The sequence below is a fragment of the Paracoccus sp. TD-10 genome, assembly GCF_048270675.1.
Classification (GTDB): domain Bacteria; phylum Pseudomonadota; class Alphaproteobacteria; order Rhodobacterales; family Rhodobacteraceae; genus Paracoccus; species Paracoccus pantotrophus.
Genome location: NZ_CP182418.1, coordinates 1521462 through 1537500, shown reverse-complemented (window position 1 = coordinate 1537500; position 16039 = coordinate 1521462). Strand labels below are relative to the sequence as shown.

Genomic DNA, 16039 nt, shown 5'->3' with positions numbered 1-16039 from the left:
TCGGGATGACTTGTGCCTAGGGGTGAAAGGCCAATCAAATCTGGAGATAGCTGGTTCTCCGCGAAAGCTATTTAGGTAGCGCGTCAGACGAATTCTCCCGGGGGTAGAGCACTGCATGGATGATGGGGGCCCACAGCCTTACTGAGTCTAAGCAAACTCCGAATACCGGGAAGAACTATCTGGCAGACACACGGCGGGTGCTAACGTCCGTCGTGGAGAGGGAAACAACCCTGACCAACAGCTAAGGCCCCCAATTCGTGGCTAAGTGGGAAAGCATGTGAGACTTCCAAAACAACCAGGAGGTTGGCTTAGAAGCAGCCATCCTTTAAAGATAGCGTAACAGCTCACTGGTCTAGTCAAGAGGTCTTGCGGCGAAGATGTAACGGGGCTCAAGCCACGAGCCGAAGCTTTGGGTGTGCATTTATGCACGCGGTAGCGGAGCGTTCCGTGATATAACGCCATCCGACTTCAGCTTTCCCTTGGGAAAGCCTTGGTCGGACAGGCGTTTACTGTGAAGCCGGGCCGTAAGGCATCCGGTGGAGTGATCGGAAGCGAGAATGTTGACATGAGTAGCGACAAACAGGGTGAGAGACCCTGTCGCCGAAAGTCCAAGGGTTCCTGCTTAAAGCTAATCTGAGCAGGGTAAGCCGGCCCCTAAGGCGAGGCCGAAAGGCGTAGTCGATGGGAACCAGGTTAATATTCCTGGGCCAGGAGATGGTGACGGATCGCAGGTGTAGTTCCTCCTTATCGGATTGGAGGGGCTGCTGAGCGGTTCCTGGAAATAGCCCTCCACAAGACCGTACCCTAAACCGACACAGGTGGACTGGTAGAGAATACCAAGGCGCTTGAGAGAACCACATTTAAGGAACTCGGCAAAATACCTCCGTAAGTTCGCGAGAAGGAGGCCCCGTTGGCAGGCAACTGTCGGCGGGGGGCACAAACCAGGGGGTGGCGACTGTTTACTAAAAACACAGGGCTCTGCGAAGCCGTAAGGCGACGTATAGGGTCTGACGCCTGCCCGGTGCCGGAAGGTTAAAAGGAGAGGTGCAAGCCTTGAATTGAAGCCCCGGTAAACGGCGGCCGTAACTATAACGGTCCTAAGGTAGCGAAATTCCTTGTCGGGTAAGTTCCGACCTGCACGAATGGCGTAACGACTTCCCCGCTGTCTCAAATGTGGACTCAGCGAAATTGAATTGTCTGTGAAGATGCAGACTTCCCGCGGTTAGACGGAAAGACCCCATGCACCTTTACTATAGCTTCGCACTGGCATCAGGATTGCGATGTGCAGGATAGGTGGTAGGCATCGAAGCGGGGACGCCAGTTCCCGTGGAGCCATCCTTGAGATACCACCCTTCGCACTCTTGATGTCTAACCGCGGCCCGTTATCCGGGTCCGGGACCCTGCGTGGTGGGTAGTTTGACTGGGGCGGTCGCCTCCCAAAGAGTAACGGAGGCGCGCGAAGGTTGGCTCAGAGCGGTCGGAAATCGCTCGTCGAGTGCAATGGCAGAAGCCAGCCTGACTGCAAGACTGACAAGTCGAGCAGAGACGAAAGTCGGCCATAGTGATCCGGTGGTCCCGAGTGGAAGGGCCATCGCTCAACGGATAAAAGGTACGCTGGGGATAACAGGCTGATGATGCCCAAGAGTCCATATCGACGGCATCGTTTGGCACCTCGATGTCGGCTCATCTCATCCTGGGGCTGGAGCAGGTCCCAAGGGTATGGCTGTTCGCCATTTAAAGAGGTACGTGAGCTGGGTTTAGAACGTCGTGAGACAGTTCGGTCCCTATCTGCCGTGGGTGTAGGATACTTGAGAGGAGTTGCCCCTAGTACGAGAGGACCGGGGTGAACGTTCCACTGGTGGACCAGTTATCGTGCCAACGGTAGTGCTGGGTAGCTATGAACGGACAGGATAAACGCTGAAGGCATCTAAGCGTGAAGCCCCCCTCAAAACAAGGTATCCCTTGAGAGCCGTGGAAGACCACCACGTCGATAGGCCGGAGATGTAAGCGCAGCAATGCGTTCAGTTGACCGGTACTAATCGCTCGATAGGCTTGATTTGATCCGGAAGAAGACAGACCTTCTTCCAAAAGCATCCTTGGACAATGTCTTTCCAGGTTCCCAAAAGAACCGGAAAACGCCGATCTCGCTCCTTTTCCGGTCTGGTGGCCAAAGCACGAGCAAAACACCCGATCCCATCCCGAACTCGGCCGTTAAGTGCCGTCGCGCCAATGGTACTGCGTCAAAAGACGTGGGAGAGTAGGTCACCGCCAGACCTGAAAAGAAGCGAGCATCTCTCAGAACGAGAAGCACCGCAAAACCGCGATGCAAATGGCGCGGGGTAGAGCAGCCCGGTAGCTCGTCAGGCTCATAACCTGAAGGTCGTAGGTTCAAATCCTACCCCCGCAACCAAAATTATCCCGCAATATCCGATACTTACGCGCCGCCCGTTGGGGCGGCTTTTTGCGTTGCGGATTTCAACTCAACACCAACTCAACAAAAGCAACGGTGATGGGGAGGGCGGCGGCACGCGCCGCTGATCGTCGCTGTATTCATATTCAAAGCGGCAGGGGCAGGACTAGATAAAAGAAACGCCTGATGAGCAGCCAAGCGGGCGATGGAATAGCAGCTGCTGCATAAAGGGCGAAGCTCTGTTCATCGGCCGGTCTTATGGCATACTCTCCTACATAGGCCGAAGCCCAGCCAGTATCCGCGTCGACTTGCATTTTTGCTGAGGGATCGAAGGCCACGAGGGCTTCGCTGGGTGCGGTATCACCCTCTGGTGTCATCTTGCCGAATGTCCCGTCTGCGGCGTAAAGGAGAACCGTCCCGCCCGCCTCTCCGGCTGATAGCACCGGAAAGATCATCCGCCCGCGCATGACATTCGCAAGATTGATTTCATAACGCGTTCCCAGATCGAGGCCGTGGGTAAACCCCAATAGGTGATTGAGGCGAAGGACGATCTGCGCTCCGGGTGGGAGATGAACCATGAGCACCGTTGCGTTGGCATCGCCATAGATGCCGTACTCCCGGCCTTCCCCGGGATCATAGCGATAGGCGAGGAGCTTGCGGTGCCAGAACCGCCCCAACAGCACCTTCGCACCGAAGGGTAAGGCAAGCGCGCCCTGCCTAGACCGTACTAGGTCATGTTGACAAATGGCGGAGCCAGAGGCGGATCGACGTGATGTCGATGAAGCCCAGGAAGCTTTCGGCGGTCTTGTCGTAGCGGGTGGCGACGCGACGGGCATTGTTGAGCTTGTTGAAGCACCGCTCAACGAGATTGCGCAGGCGGTAGAGCCTGCGGTCAACGGCGACCCGTAGCTTCCGGGTTTTGCGCATGGGGATGACCGGCACCACGTCGCGCACCTCCATGGTCTTGCGGATGTTGTCGGAGTCGTAGCCGCGGTCTGCGAGCAGAACGCTTGGCTCGGGCAGGTTGTCAGCCATGACCAGATCGAAGCCGAGGTAGTCCGATGTCTGCCCGGCCGTGATCTCGGTTCTCATGGGCAGGCCTGCCGCATTGACCCGCAGATGGATCTTGGTCGTGAAGCCACCTCGCGAGCGGCCGAAACCTTGGCGCGGAGTCCCCCTTTTGCGCCCGCTGCCTGATGATGAGCGCGAACCACGGTGCTGTCGATCATCTGCAGCGCATCCGGCACGATCCGGCTCTCGTTCAGCGCCTCCAGGATCTGTTCCCACAGCCCCGCCAACGTCCAGCGCCGGAACTGCCGATAGACAGACGACCATTTGCCGAACTCTTCCGGCAGGTCGCGCCAGGGCGACCCCGTTCGGGCGATCCAGAAAATCCCATCCAGAACAAGCCGATGGTTCGTGGGCTTGCGGCCGTTCGGAGAACGGACAGCCAGGATGAAGCGTTCAAAGAACGCCCACTCGTCGTTCGACATCAGGTTTCGTGCCACGCTGGTCTCCATTGCAGATACCAGCTTGAATCACGATCACCGCGCCCGGTGAATCCCTTTTGTCAACACGCCCTAGGCCGCGGCAATGGAAGAGATACAGTACCTTCGGGGTGGGGAGCCGAAAGCCGTGGTGAATTCCGGTCTTTTCCTCCTGGACGGTCGTCAGCCTTTCGACCGTTGTGATGGCCGTGCCTGGGTTGCCTCCACCTATATGTGCTGCAAGGTCCTGATTGCCGACCTGGGGGTTGAAAGCGAGGCGGGCATAGATGAGCGCCAGTGCTTTCAGAAGGATGAAGACTTGGACGGCGAGGGCCAGCCATCCCGACCAACGCCAGACGAGAAAGAGACGGGCATTGCTTTTCCTTGCCTCGACGAAGACGTTTTTGAGCGGCCCGTTGATATAGTTTTCTAATTCCGCCTCTACTGAGCCAGAATAGCTTTTGCCCTGTTCTTCAAGAGCTTTCACATTGGCGTTGAATTCGTCCAGTGCCGCTCGTCGCGCTTTTTGGATCATGCCGTCCACTGGCTCCAGCATCCAGCGTTCGGCGCAATCCTTGCGCCTCGTGCTACCACCCTTGATGAGGCTCCATGTGCTGCAGCTGATACCTGTTTTGTACTGTAGGCCAAGCGCGCCGATGTTTTTGGGGATAACAGCATTCTCACCCTCCCAAAGGACATCCCGGACAGTGTTTGCAGAAGCGGTTCCCTCGTCTTGGAGTCCCTCCAGCGCTGGTTTCAGCCTAGGTCATGTTGACAAATGGCGGAGCCAGAGGCGGATCGACGTGATGTCGATGAAGCCCAGGAAGCTTTCGGCGGTCTTGTCGTAGCGGGTGGCGACGCGACGGGCATTGTTGAGCTTGTTGAAGCACCGCTCAACGAGATTGCGCAGGCGGTAGAGCCTGCGGTCAACGGCGACCCGTAGCTTCCGGGTTTTGCGCATGGGGATGACCGGCACCACGTCGCGCACCTCCATGGTCTTGCGGATGTTGTCGGAGTCGTAGCCGCGGTCTGCGAGCAGAACGCTTGGCTCGGGCAGGTTGTCAGCCATGACCAGATCGAAGCCGAGGTAGTCCGATGTCTGCCCGGCCGTGATCTCGGTTCTCATGGGCAGGCCTGCCGCATTGACCCGCAGATGGATCTTGGTCGTGAAGCCACCTCGCGAGCGGCCGAAACCTTGGCGCGGAGTCCCCCTTTTGCGCCCGCTGCCTGATGATGAGCGCGAACCACGGTGCTGTCGATCATCTGCAGCGCATCCGGCACGATCCGGCTCTCGTTCAGCGCCTCCAGGATCTGTTCCCACAGCCCCGCCAACGTCCAGCGCCGGAACTGCCGATAGACAGACGACCATTTGCCGAACTCTTCCGGCAGGTCGCGCCAGGGCGACCCCGTTCGGGCGATCCAGAAAATCCCATCCAGAACAAGCCGATGGTTCGTGGGCTTGCGGCCGTTCGGAGAACGGACAGCCAGGATGAAGCGTTCAAAGAACGCCCACTCGTCGTTCGACATCAGGTTTCGTGCCACGCTGGTCTCCATTGCAGATACCAGCTTGAATCACGATCACCGCGCCCGGTGAATCCCTTTTGTCAACACGCCCTAGTTGAATTTTCATTGGTGGTATCCACTGCTCATCGTGTGTGGGCAGAAACGATTGCTGGCAGGCTTGGAAATGGAACCCGTTACGGCAATACGGTTGTCTATAACACCTTTCCCGTCCCGCCGCTGACCGAAAAACAGAAATCCGACCTCACCGCCTGCGCCGAGGCCATCCTTCTGGCGCGCGAGGCGCATTTCCCCGCCACCATCGCCGACCTCTACGACCCCGAAAAGATGCCCGACAACCTCCGTGCCGCCCACGACCGCAACGACGAGGTGCTGGAACGCATCTACATCGGCCGCCGCTTCCGCAACGATACCGAACGGCTGGAACACCTGTTCAGGCTCTATACCAAGATGACCACCAAGACAGGCCGACAGGCATGACAAGATTTGAATGCGACCGGACCAAGGCGCGCGCGAACGCCGAAAAACACAGGATAACCTTCACCGAAGCCGGAAGGGCGATCAAGCAAAGCCTGTCATTAACCAATCGTTCGTCACAGTCGGATAACCTGAGCGAAGAGCGATTCGTCACTGTGGCTAAGAATTCGGGCGGCAGGACAGTGGTCGTCATCTGGACACCCCGCAATGGGAACATGCGGATCATCAGCGTCCGGCACGCCCGTAAGAAGGAACAGGAGGCGTTTGATGCCTATCTCCAGAAACTCCAATAAGGGCGGCGACATCCGGGATGAGGATATCGATACGTCCGATATTCCCGAACTGTCAGACAGTTTCTTTACAGGTGGGATTCTTACGCGCCCCGGAGGCGATCTGGTGAGCAATGTTCTGAATGCCCGTCGTTCTGTTCCCATGGTCTCGGTCGGTTACGCGGCAAACGGCAGCTCGACCAGGTCGAACGAGCTTGGCATGCGCCCTATGCAAGAAAAGGCGTATGAGAAACGCGGCGAGCAATACCTTCTGATCAAGTCGCCGCCGGCTTCGGGGAAAAGCCGGGCGCTGATGTTCATCGCGCTGGACAAGCTGCACAACCAAGGATTGCGCAAAGCGATCATCGTGGTGCCGGAGAAGTCGATCGGGTCCAGTTTCGCGGATGAGCCGCTGTCGAAATTCGGCTTCTGGGCCGACTGGACCGTCACGCCCAAATGGAACCTGTGCAACGCGCCCGGTGAAGATGGCGGCAAGGTCAACTCGGTTCAGGCGTTCCTCGACAGCGACGATCGGGTGCTGGTCTGCACCCATGCAACCTTCCGCTTCGCTGTCGATCGCTTCGGGATCGAGGTCTTCGACAACTGCCTGATCGCGGTGGACGAGTTCCACCATGTTTCGGCCAACCCGGACAACAAGCTGGGCGCGCACTTGGGAGCCTTCATCGCGCGCGACAAGGTGCATATCGTCGCCATGACGGGATCCTATTTCCGGGGCGATGCCGAGGCAGTGCTGATGCCCGAGGACGAGTCGAAGTTCGAACCCGTCACCTATACCTACTACGAGCAGCTGAATGGCTATCGGTATCTGAAAAAGCTGGACATCGGTTATTATTTCTACAGCGGCTCATATGCCGATGACATCATCAAGGTGCTGGACCCGGATGAGAAGACAATCATCCACATCCCCTCGGTCAATTCGCGCGAAAGCACGAAGGACAAGATCAAGGAGGTCGAGCATATCATTGAGATGCTGGGCGAATGGCAGGGCACCGATCCCGCGACCGGGTTTCAGCTGGTGAAAACCCCCGAGGGCCGCGTGCTGCGCATCGCCGATCTGGTCGATGACGAGGCCGCGAAGCGCGACAGGGTCTCGGCTGCGCTGAAAGACCCGGCGCAGAAGATGAACCGGGATCATGTCGACATCATCATCGCGCTGGGCATGGCGAAGGAAGGATTCGACTGGATCTGGTGCGAACACGCGCTGACGGTCGGTTATCGCTCCAGCCTGACCGAGATCGTGCAGATCATCGGCCGTGCCACCCGCGATGCCGAGGGAAAGACCCGCGCGCGGTTCACCAACCTGATCGCGGAACCGGATGCCTCGGAAGAGGCCGTTCGCGAGGCCGTGAACGACACGCTGAAGGCCATCGCCGCCAGCCTGCTGATGGAACAGGTGCTGACGCCGCGCTTCAATTTCACGCCGAAGGCCAAGGCGGCGGGGCCGGTCGAGGGCTTTGACTATGGCGAGGGCGGCTATGATCCGAACAAGTGCAACATCGGTTTCAATGAGGCTCAGGGGCAGTTCCAGATCGAGATCAACGGCCTGGCGCAGCCGAAAAGCAAAGAAGCCGAACGGATCGTCAGCCAGGATCTGAACGAGGTGATCACGGCCTTCGTCCAGGACAAGACCGCCATTGAGCGCGGCATGTTCGATGAGGAGGTCGTGCCGGAGGAACTGACGCAGGTTCGGCTGGGCAAGATCATCCGGGACAAATATCCGACGCTCGATGCCGAGGATCAGGAGGCAGTGCGCCAGCACGCGATCGCGGCGCTGAACCTCACCCAGCAGGCCAAGGCGGCAATCACCGAGGGGAGTGACGAGGGAAGCGGCAGCACGGCCTTTGTCGATGGAGTTCGCCGGTTCGCGATGAGCGTGACGGAACTGGACATCGACCTGATTGATCGCATCAACCCATTCGCCGAGGCTTACGCCATCCTGTCGAAGACGATGGACGAAAACAGCCTGAAGCAGGTTGCTGCGGTGATCAACGCGCGCAAGGTGCAGCTGACGCCGGAAGAGGCGCGCGATCTGGCAAGGCGGGCATTGAAGTTCAAGCAGGAACGGGGGCGGCTGCCCGACATTACCTCTGCCGACCCGTGGGAAAAGCGCATGGCGGAAGGAGTGGCTTTCCTCGCACGGATGAAGCAAGAGCAGAAGAATGGCTAAGACATTCACAGATGAAGATGATGCCCTGCTGGCCGAACTGGGGGTTGAGCCCGAGATCAAGCGCTCCGGCGGTCGGACCGCGCGTGAGGAGCGCATCATCGCCGGGTTCGAAGAAGTGCAGCGTTTCGTGGACGAGAAGGGTCATGCGCCCCGTCACAGCGAGGATGGCGATATTTTCGAGCGGCTTTATGCCGTGCGCCTCGATCGGTTGCGAGAGCAGGCGGAATGCCGGGAGCTTTGCCTTCCCCTCGATCGACAGGGTTTGCTGCAGGGTTCACTAGACCACTTGACCGCTCCTGACGAGGATCTGGACGACGACGCTCTCCTCGCCGAACTCGGCATTGAAGCCGAGGCACCGGCGATCACCGAACTGCGCCACGTTCGTTCAAATGCCGAACGGAAGGCGGCAGACGAGGTTGCCAACCGCGAGGTCTGTGCTGATTTCGAGGTGTTCAAGCCGCTGTTCGAACAGGTCCAGCGTGAACTCGACACCGGCATGCGCGAGACGCGTCCGTTTGAATTGAAGGCCGAGATAGAGAAGGGGCGCTTCTTCATCGTTGGCGGGCAGAAAGCCTATGTGGCCGAGAAAGGTGAAGTGACCTTGACGGATCAGGGTCGCACCGATGCCCGCCTGCGGGTGATTTTCGACAACGGCACCGAAAGCAACATGCTCATGCGTTCGCTCCAACGTGCGCTTAACAAGGATGAGGCCGGGCGGCGGATCACCGACCCGGCTGCAGGCCCGCTGTTTTCCGGACAGGTCGAGGAGGACGATCAGGCGAGCGGTACGATCTATATCCTGCGCAGCAAGTCCGATCATCCGATGGTCGCGGCGAACCGGGAACTGGTCCACAAGATCGGCGTGACCAGCAACGATGTGAACCAACGCATCAAGGGAGCGCGGTTGCAGACGACCTATCTTATGGCTGATGTCGAGCTTCTGGCGACCTACAAGCTCTACAATATCTCACGGTCAAAGCTGGAAGCGCTGATCCATCGCATCTTCGGATCAGTACGCTTGGATATTCAGATTCAGGACCGCTTTGGGCGACCCGTTGTTCCGGAAGAATGGTTCATGGTACCCTTCTTCGTCATCGACGAAGCTGTCGAAAAGATCAAAGACGGGACGATCACGAATTACGTCTATGATCCCAGAAAAGCCGCTTTGGTCGAACGTTGCGCGAATTGACCTCGGATTTTGACTCAACACCAACTCAACAGGTGAAAGCCCTTTGAGTAGCTTTCCCGCGCGGTGGAATCCGATGAAAGTCGGCTAATGCTGGAAACAAAATGCGCGATAACAAAAGGTTGCAGTGTAACCGTTTGATTTGGAAAGAGTCCATAATATTCAACAATATAGCCTCATAACCTGAAGGTCACAGGTTCAAATCCTGTCCCCGCAACCAAAAAATAACGCGTTATCAAACGCTTGAGCGCCGCCCTCAGGGGCGGCGTTTGCGTTTGCACCCACCGTGGAAGCACTGTGGAAGCAAGAGGGCGCGAAGTCCCTCATATCGCTTCGAAAAGCGGTTCCGCCGATCAAACGCGGCTCCTGGTGCCCTTGCTTCCCAATATTCACAGATCAAACACCTCGCGCACCTGCTGTCTGATCTTCGCCGAGTCGATCGCGCCGTCGAGGCGGTTCTCTGAAGTCACGAGGCGTTCGCCTTTCTTGTTCTCAGGCCCGTCAGGCTCGAGATCCATGACGTCTTTGTACCATTCGAGCTTCTTCTTCCACCGGTTTGCGTATGTGGGATCAGAGAGCATACCTAGATGCTCCCAGTAGACGGTCACACCAGTTGCTGGGTCTTCAGCCGTGAAGTCGGGATAGCGCTCGACACCGTCCGCCCCGCGAAGCCCTTTTTCGTAATGATAGTCGATGCCCTCAGCATGAAGTGCGTCAGCAACGACGACCTCCGAAATCGAACGGACGAGTTCGCCTCTTGCCGTACGGTGAATGAGTCGACGCTCCAAGAAAGTCCCACTCGGATCGGCAAGCATGTCCGGGGCCGCGAAGAGATTGGTGGTAAGCGCCGTCTCCGTCCCATTGGGATTTGGGGTGCGCTTGGGAGCGCGAGTTGGGTGCGTTGGGGGGCGAGTGCCGGTTAGTGAAGCTCACAATGAGCTCAGCCGGGAGTCCCGGATGTGCTCATTGTGAGGTCTTGGTCGCTGCCGCGTAGGCCCATGGCATCAAGGCGTCTATGTCCTTGTCGAGGTGGCCGGTGGCGATGCTTGTGAAGAGATCGCGCAGGTAGGCGTAAGGCTCCACGTCGTTCAGCTTGCAGGTGCCGATCAGGCTGGCGAAGCGGGCCCAGTTGCGGCCACCCTCGTCGTGGCCGGCGAAGAGCGCATTGCGGCGGTTCATGGCCGGGCTGCGGATGGCGTTCTCGACCAGGTTGGAGTCCATGTCGACATGGCCATCGTCGAGGAACAGCCGGAAGCCGTCCTGGCGGCGCAGCATGTAGTGCAGGGCCTTGCCGAGATCCGACTTGCGCGAGGTCCGGTCGGCCTGGGCGGCGAGCCAGGCGAAGAATTTATCGACCAGGGGGCGGGACTGCTCCTGCCGGATGGTGCGGCGCAGGCCGGCATCCTTGCCGCGGATGGCGGCCTCGATCCGATAGAGCGCGGCGATGCGCGCCAGCGCCTCGTCGACAATGGGCGAGCCGGCCTTCGGTCTGGCCGCGATGAGCTTCCTGCGGCCGTGCGACCAGCAGAACGCCAGCGCAAGCGGCTTGCCGCCCTTCCGGTCGGGCTTGGCCAGATGGGTGTAGCCGCCATAGGCGTCGACCTGAATCGTCCCGTCGAACCCGTCGAGGATCTCGTCGGCGTTCTCGCCGGCGCGGCCCGGGCGATAGTGGAACACCACGCCGGGCGGGGCGGGACCGCCCCAACCGCGATCGTCACGTAGCACCGCCCAGAGATATCCGGTCTTCGTCTTGCCGCGCCCTGGGTCCAGGACCGGGGCTGTGGTCTCGTCGACATAGAGGCGGGTGCCGCCGGTCTTCAGAAGCACCGTCATGCGCTCGACCACGGGCGCGATCAGCGCGCCGGTCCGGCCCATCCAGTCGGCCAGCACCGAGCGGTCGATGGGCACCCCGTGCCGGGCCATGACCAGCGACTGCCGGTTCAAGGGCATGTGTTCAGAATGCTTGGCGACCGCGATCTGCGCGAGCAGCGCCTCGGTAGGCCAGCTGCCTTCGAGCAGATGCGCCGGGGCTTTTGCCTGCACCACACCGGCCCGGCCCTTGGGGCAGGCGTATCTGGGTCGCACCGTGACGATCACCTGATACCGCGCGGGGATGCAATCCAGCCGCTTGCTGCGGTCCTCGCCGATCCGGACCATGTCGCCACAGCCACAAGGACAGGCGATGCTGTCGGGCTCGACCACCCGCTCCACATGCGGCAGGCCTTCGGGCAGCGCCCGGGCTTTGCGCGGTTTACGCCGAGCTTTCTTCTCGGGATCGAGCGTGCTGGCGGCGATCTTCTCTTCGACCGCAGCGATGCGCGCCTCGGTCTCGGCGATGGCAGTCTCGAGGTCTTCCAGTGCCAGGTCCAGCTGGGCGGGGTCCAGCTTCTCGGACTTCGGCCCGAACTTCGCGCGGCGATACTGCTGGATCTGGCCTTCCAGCGTCACCACCAGCTCCTTGAGCTCGGCGATGAACGCCTCCTTCTCGGCCACCACCGCTTGCTCGTGCTGGCGTGCCGCGCGTTCGACCGAGGCCTCGAACCGGGCGGCCTCCAGCGCCTCGTGCTGCGCTGCAAAGGCCGCCACCACCTCGGGCGGGAGGTCAGGAAAGCGGCTCAGATCGAGGGGCTGCGACATGGCCCTTTCTATCCGATCCCGGCAGGGAAGCCCAACAAAACAACGCCCGGAACGACGACCTGAGTCACCCCGCCGCAGTCGGCACCGTCACCCGCTGCGCCATCACCCGCCGCCAATCCAGGCCCTCGACCAGCGCCTCGCATTGCGCCCGTGACAGCCGCATCACCCCGTCCTGAACCTTCGGCCAGGCGAACTTGCCCTGCTCCAGGACCTTATACACCAGCACCATGCCGGTGCCGTCCCACACCAGGATCTTCAATCTGTCGCCGCGCTTCGATCGGAAGATCACCATCACCCCGGAATGCGGATCGAGCCGCAGCGTGTTCTGAACGATCAGTGCCAGCGCCTGATGACCGCAACGGAAGTCCACCGGTCGGGTCGCCACCAGGATCGGCAGCCGCTGCCCGGCGACGATCATGCCGACCTGCGCAGCGCACGCACAAGCGCCGCCGCCCGCTCCGCCGACACGTCGCCCGGCACGCGGACAATAATTCCGTCGCCAATCTCGATTCCGACGACCCCTTCGGCACCGCGCGCGGCATCAGGCGAGGCATCCACCTCGTCATCTACCGACACCGGCACGAACGCCGGCACCACGGTCGCGCCTACCGCCTCCATGGCATCCGCCGGCAGCGCCAGAAGCCCCTGTCGCGCCTGGCGCCGCCAGTCCGAGAGCTGATGCGGCGCAAGATCATGCCGCTGCGCGACATCCACAACTCGCACCCCGGGCTGGAAACTCTCCGCCACGATCCGGGCCTTCACCGCCTCAGGCCAGCGCCGATACCCCCGCGTCCGACGAACCACCTCGACACGACCAACGAACCCGTCGCCACCATCCGCCACCATCGCCCCCTTGCAGAAAACCACAAAGAGGCTCGCTCCTACGCAGCTCGCAGGAAACCCACGATATCAATGGGCTGGAGACGGCGCATACGATTGGTGAAGCGCCGAGCCACCTCCGAATACTTGGACGATGTATAAGCTCTAATGTCCGACGGTTGACCCTGTACGAACAAAACAACACGATCTACCTGGCGCGTCAGAGCTGTGTAGATCAACTCTCTGCCCAGAATGAAGCATGGTTGCGGGATCACAACGAAAACTCGGCCAAACTGGCTCCCTTGGCTCTTGTGCACGGTGAGCGCGTAAGCGAGTTCAAGAACCACCGTACCGTCGTCGCCGAAGTCGCCAGGCCAATAGACGAACGTGTTGCCGGGTTGCGTACGGAACTCAACGTCAAGGCGTTCAGGTGTCTTGCCATCCCATGCTTTGCCGAATTTCGTTTGACCGACGACGACTCCTATCTCGCCATTTGAAACCAGCTCTTTCCTTCCACCTAGCACGCCGCGCTTCTTGTTGGTGGTCGAAATGACCTTGTCGCCATAGATGATGCGTTCTGCGCCGTTCGGACGCGGCGTGCGGGGCCGACTGTGAACCGGCGTGCAAAATTGACCCCGTAACGGGGTAATCGGCTTCCAAAAATGACCCCCCTTACGCTGATGGTCATGATGCCTCCGAGGCTATCGGGGGGCACAGTGTGGGATGCTGGTTGTGGAGACGATTGCGAAGATCCGCCGGGCGTATTTCCAGGACAAGAAGTCGATCAAGCATATCTGCCGAGAGCTGCGGGTATCGCGGAACACGGTTCGGAAGGTGATCCGGTCCGGCGCAACGGAGATGACTTACGAGCGAACCGTCCAACCGCAGCCGAAGATCGGTCCCTGGAAAGGCAAGCTCGACGAGATGCTGGCGGCGAATGCGCGCAAGCCGAAGCGCGAGCGGCTGACCCGCATCCGGATTTTCGAAGAGCTCAGGGCCCTCGGATATGACGGCGGCTACGACGCGGTCCGACGCTATGCGGCTTCGTGGTCGCAGGCGGAGCAGGAAGCGTCAGCCGCCGCCTATGTGCCACTGAGCTTCGATCCGGGTGAAGCCTACCAGTTCGACTGGAGTCACGAGGTCGTTCTGATCGACGGCGTGACCACCACGGTGAAGGTGGCTCACGTCCGGCTTTGTCATAGCCGGATGCTGTTCGTCCGGGCCTACCCGCGAGAGACGCAGGAAATGGTGTTCGATGCCCATGACAAGGCCTTTGCCTTCTTCGGCGGCGCCTGTGCGCGTGGGATCTACGACAACATGAAGACGGCGGTGGACACGATCTTCGTCGGCCGCGACCGCGCGTATAATCGCCGGTTCCAGCAGATGTGCGGACACTACCTTGTCGATCCCGTCGCCTGCACCCCCGCGTCCGGCTGGGAGAAGGGACAAGTAGAGAACCAGGTTGGCGTTGTCCGGCGGCGGTTCTTCGTGCCGCGGCCGCGCTTCAAGAGCTACGCGGAACTCAACGCCTGGCTTCAGGATCGCTGTATTGCCTGGGCCAAGGCCCATCCGCACCAGGAATTGCGTGATCGGACAATCTGGGACGTGTTCCAGGATGAGCGGGCGAGCCTGGTGCCCTACGTCGGCCCTTTCGACGGATTCCATGCCGTGCCGGCCTCGGTGTCCAAGACCTGCCTCGTTAGGTTCGACAAGAACCGCTACTCGGTCGATGGTCGCGCCGTCGGCCGTCCGGTCGAGATCCGCGCCTATGCCGAGCGGGTCGAGGTCTGGCAGGACGGCAAGATCGTCGGCCGGCACGACCGCGCCTTCGGGCGCGACAAGGCCATCTATGACCCGCTGCACTACATCCCGGTGCTGGCCCGCAAGCCCGGCGCCCTTCGAAACGGCGCTCCCTTCAAGGAATGGGAACTGCCGCCGGCGATACGACGCGTCCAGCGTAAGCTGGGGCGCGTGCCGAACGGTGACCGTCAGATGGTCCAGATCCTGAGCATGATCCCAACGGATGGACTGGAAGCCGTCGAGGCTGCCTGCGTCGAGGCCCTGACCGAAGGCGCCCCGGCGGCATCGGTCGTTCTGAACATCCTGGCCCGACATCGCGAGCCACCACCTCCGTTGACCATCGCCACGCCGGACGCGTTGCGCCTGACCTGCGAGCCCGTGGCCGACTGCAAACGCTACGACAGCCTCAGGAGACCCCGCCATGGAAAGATCACAGGTGCTGGACGCGATGGGCCAGTTGAAGCTCTACGGCATGAAGGCCGCCTACGATGAGATCATCGCCACGGCGGTGAAGCGACAGCACGAACCGCAGCAAATCGTGGGCGACCTGCTGAACGCCGAGATCAGCGAGAAACAAGCTCGCTCGATCAAATACCAGATGACCATCGCCAAGCTGCCCTTGGCCAAGGAAGTCGACGAGTTCAGCTTCGAAGACACGCCCGTAAACGAAACGCTGGTGCGCGATCTGGCCTCCGGAGAGTTCCTCGAGCATCAGCGTAACGTCGTCCTCATCGGCGGCACCGGGACCGGCAAATCCCACCTTGCCGTCAGCATCGCCCGGGCCTGCATCCGCCGTGGCAAGCGCGGCCGCTTCTTCAACGTCGTGGACCTGGTGAACAAGCTGGACGCCGAAGCCCGCGCCGACCGACAGGGACGCACTGCGGATCTCCTGTGCCGCCTCGACTTCCTGATCCTCGACGAGTTGGGATATCTGCCGTTCGCCCAGACGGGTGGCCAGCTCCTGTTCCACCTCATCAGTCGCCTTTACGAACGCACCTCGATCATCGTGACGACGAACCTCGACTTCGGCGAATGGCCGACCGTCTTCGGAGACGCGAAGATGACAACGGCGCTCCTCGACCGACTGACCCATCACTGTGACATCGTCGAGACCGGCAACGAGAGCTGGCGCTTCAAGACGCGGGAATGACCGAGACGCCGCTGGCCCGATCCGGTTGCGCTGTATGGAGGCTACACCGCATCGGGCCAGCTACCCGTGCTGACCAAGCGGGGTCATTATTGGGC

General features: G+C 60.4%; 13 protein-coding genes, 1 tRNA gene, 2 rRNA genes and 3 pseudogenes (1 of these 19 running past the window's edge). 10 read left to right on the top strand and 9 right to left on the bottom strand.

Annotated elements, in window-relative coordinates; genetic code table 11:
• The 3 genes from ACNKFW_RS07595 to ACNKFW_RS07585 all read left to right on the top strand — a co-directional run.
• Positions 1-2060 (top strand): 23S ribosomal RNA (locus ACNKFW_RS07595) (it extends 777 nt beyond the left edge of the window).
• 99 nt (positions 2061-2159) lie between these two features.
• Positions 2160-2274, top strand: a 5S ribosomal RNA gene (rrf, locus tag ACNKFW_RS07590).
• Positions 2275-2333: 59 nt separating this feature from the next.
• Positions 2334-2410, top strand: a tRNA-Met gene (locus tag ACNKFW_RS07585).
• A gap of 146 nt (positions 2411-2556) precedes the next feature.
• Here the strand turns inward: ACNKFW_RS07585 and ACNKFW_RS07580 are convergent.
• From ACNKFW_RS07580 to ACNKFW_RS07565, 4 genes and pseudogenes are all read right to left on the bottom strand, one after another.
• The gene (locus ACNKFW_RS07580; RefSeq protein WP_418024108.1) at positions 2557-3087 is read right to left on the bottom strand and encodes a hypothetical protein; all 531 of its coding nucleotides are present in this window, start codon (positions 3085-3087) and stop codon (positions 2557-2559) included.
• A gap of 55 nt (positions 3088-3142) precedes the next feature.
• Positions 3143-3903: pseudogene (locus ACNKFW_RS07575) on the bottom strand (IS5 family transposase).
• A complete protein-coding gene (locus ACNKFW_RS07570) occupies positions 3875-4453 on the bottom strand; it encodes a hypothetical protein (RefSeq protein WP_418024107.1) in 579 nt (192 codons plus the stop codon). Before ACNKFW_RS07570 ends, ACNKFW_RS07575 begins: the two are co-directional and overlap by 29 nt.
• Positions 4454-4663: 210 nt before the next feature.
• Positions 4664-5424: pseudogene (locus tag ACNKFW_RS07565) on the bottom strand (IS5 family transposase).
• Positions 5425-5541: 117 nt separating this feature from the next.
• Here ACNKFW_RS07565 and ACNKFW_RS07560 point away from each other — a divergent pair.
• The 4 genes and pseudogenes from ACNKFW_RS07560 to ACNKFW_RS07545 form a co-directional block, all read left to right on the top strand.
• Positions 5542-5898, top strand: a pseudogene (locus ACNKFW_RS07560) (type IIL restriction-modification enzyme MmeI); the annotation flags it as partial.
• On the top strand, positions 5895-6188 hold the full coding sequence (locus tag ACNKFW_RS07555; RefSeq protein WP_418024106.1) for a BrnT family toxin: 294 nt from the start codon (positions 5895-5897) through the stop codon (positions 6186-6188). The pseudogene ACNKFW_RS07560 and the gene ACNKFW_RS07555, both read left to right, overlap by 4 nt.
• A 139-nt stretch (positions 6189-6327) precedes the next feature.
• Positions 6328-8352: a DEAD/DEAH box helicase gene (locus ACNKFW_RS07550; protein ID WP_418024833.1), complete on the top strand. Its 2025-nt coding sequence runs from the start codon at positions 6328-6330 to the stop codon at positions 8350-8352.
• Positions 8345-9541 (top strand): GIY-YIG nuclease family protein, encoded by a 1197-nt coding sequence (locus ACNKFW_RS07545; protein WP_418024105.1) that lies wholly within the window; start codon positions 8345-8347, stop codon positions 9539-9541. The genes ACNKFW_RS07550 and ACNKFW_RS07545 overlap by 8 nt, the downstream gene beginning before the upstream one ends.
• Positions 9542-9927: 386 nt before the next feature.
• Here ACNKFW_RS07545 and ACNKFW_RS07540 read toward each other — a convergent pair whose 3' ends face one another.
• From ACNKFW_RS07540 to ACNKFW_RS07520, 5 genes are all read right to left on the bottom strand, one after another.
• Positions 9928-10353: a hypothetical protein gene (locus tag ACNKFW_RS07540; RefSeq protein ID WP_418024104.1), complete on the bottom strand. Its 426-nt coding sequence runs from the start codon at positions 10351-10353 to the stop codon at positions 9928-9930.
• Positions 10354-10501: 148 nt separating this feature from the next.
• Positions 10502-12175 carry an IS66-like element ISPpa7 family transposase gene (locus ACNKFW_RS07535; RefSeq protein ID WP_024844429.1) on the bottom strand — a complete coding sequence of 558 codons (1674 nt, stop codon included), beginning with the start codon at positions 12173-12175 and terminating at the stop codon, positions 10502-10504.
• 64 nt (positions 12176-12239) lie between these two features.
• Positions 12240-12593, bottom strand: a complete 354-nt coding sequence (gene tnpB / locus ACNKFW_RS07530) for an IS66 family insertion sequence element accessory protein TnpB (protein WP_028710877.1) — start codon at positions 12591-12593, stop codon at positions 12240-12242.
• Positions 12590-13021 carry an IS66-like element accessory protein TnpA gene (gene tnpA / locus ACNKFW_RS07525; RefSeq protein WP_143091340.1) on the bottom strand — a complete coding sequence of 144 codons (432 nt, stop codon included), beginning with the start codon at positions 13019-13021 and terminating at the stop codon, positions 12590-12592. The genes tnpB and tnpA overlap by 4 nt, the downstream gene beginning before the upstream one ends.
• A 35-nt stretch (positions 13022-13056) precedes the next feature.
• The gene (locus ACNKFW_RS07520) at positions 13057-13269 is read right to left on the bottom strand and encodes a hypothetical protein (protein WP_418024831.1); all 213 of its coding nucleotides are present in this window, start codon (positions 13267-13269) and stop codon (positions 13057-13059) included.
• Between ACNKFW_RS07520 and ACNKFW_RS07515 the strand changes: the two genes are divergently transcribed.
• The 3 genes from ACNKFW_RS07515 to istB all read left to right on the top strand — a co-directional run bounded on the left by ACNKFW_RS07515 (position 13174) and on the right by istB (position 15944).
• Complete coding sequence (locus ACNKFW_RS07515; RefSeq protein WP_418024845.1) at positions 13174-13491, top strand: hypothetical protein; 318 nt, start codon at positions 13174-13176, stop codon at positions 13489-13491. The genes ACNKFW_RS07520 and ACNKFW_RS07515 overlap by 96 nt on opposite strands.
• Before the next feature lie 226 nt (positions 13492-13717).
• Positions 13718-15286 (top strand): IS21 family transposase, encoded by a 1569-nt coding sequence (istA, locus tag ACNKFW_RS07510; protein WP_028717560.1) that lies wholly within the window; start codon positions 13718-13720, stop codon positions 15284-15286.
• Positions 15216-15944, top strand: a complete 729-nt coding sequence (gene istB / locus ACNKFW_RS07505) for an IS21-like element ISPkr1 family helper ATPase IstB (RefSeq protein ID WP_024843951.1) — start codon at positions 15216-15218, stop codon at positions 15942-15944. Before istA ends, istB begins: the two co-directional genes overlap by 71 nt.
• The last annotated feature ends 95 nt before the right edge of the window (positions 15945-16039 follow it).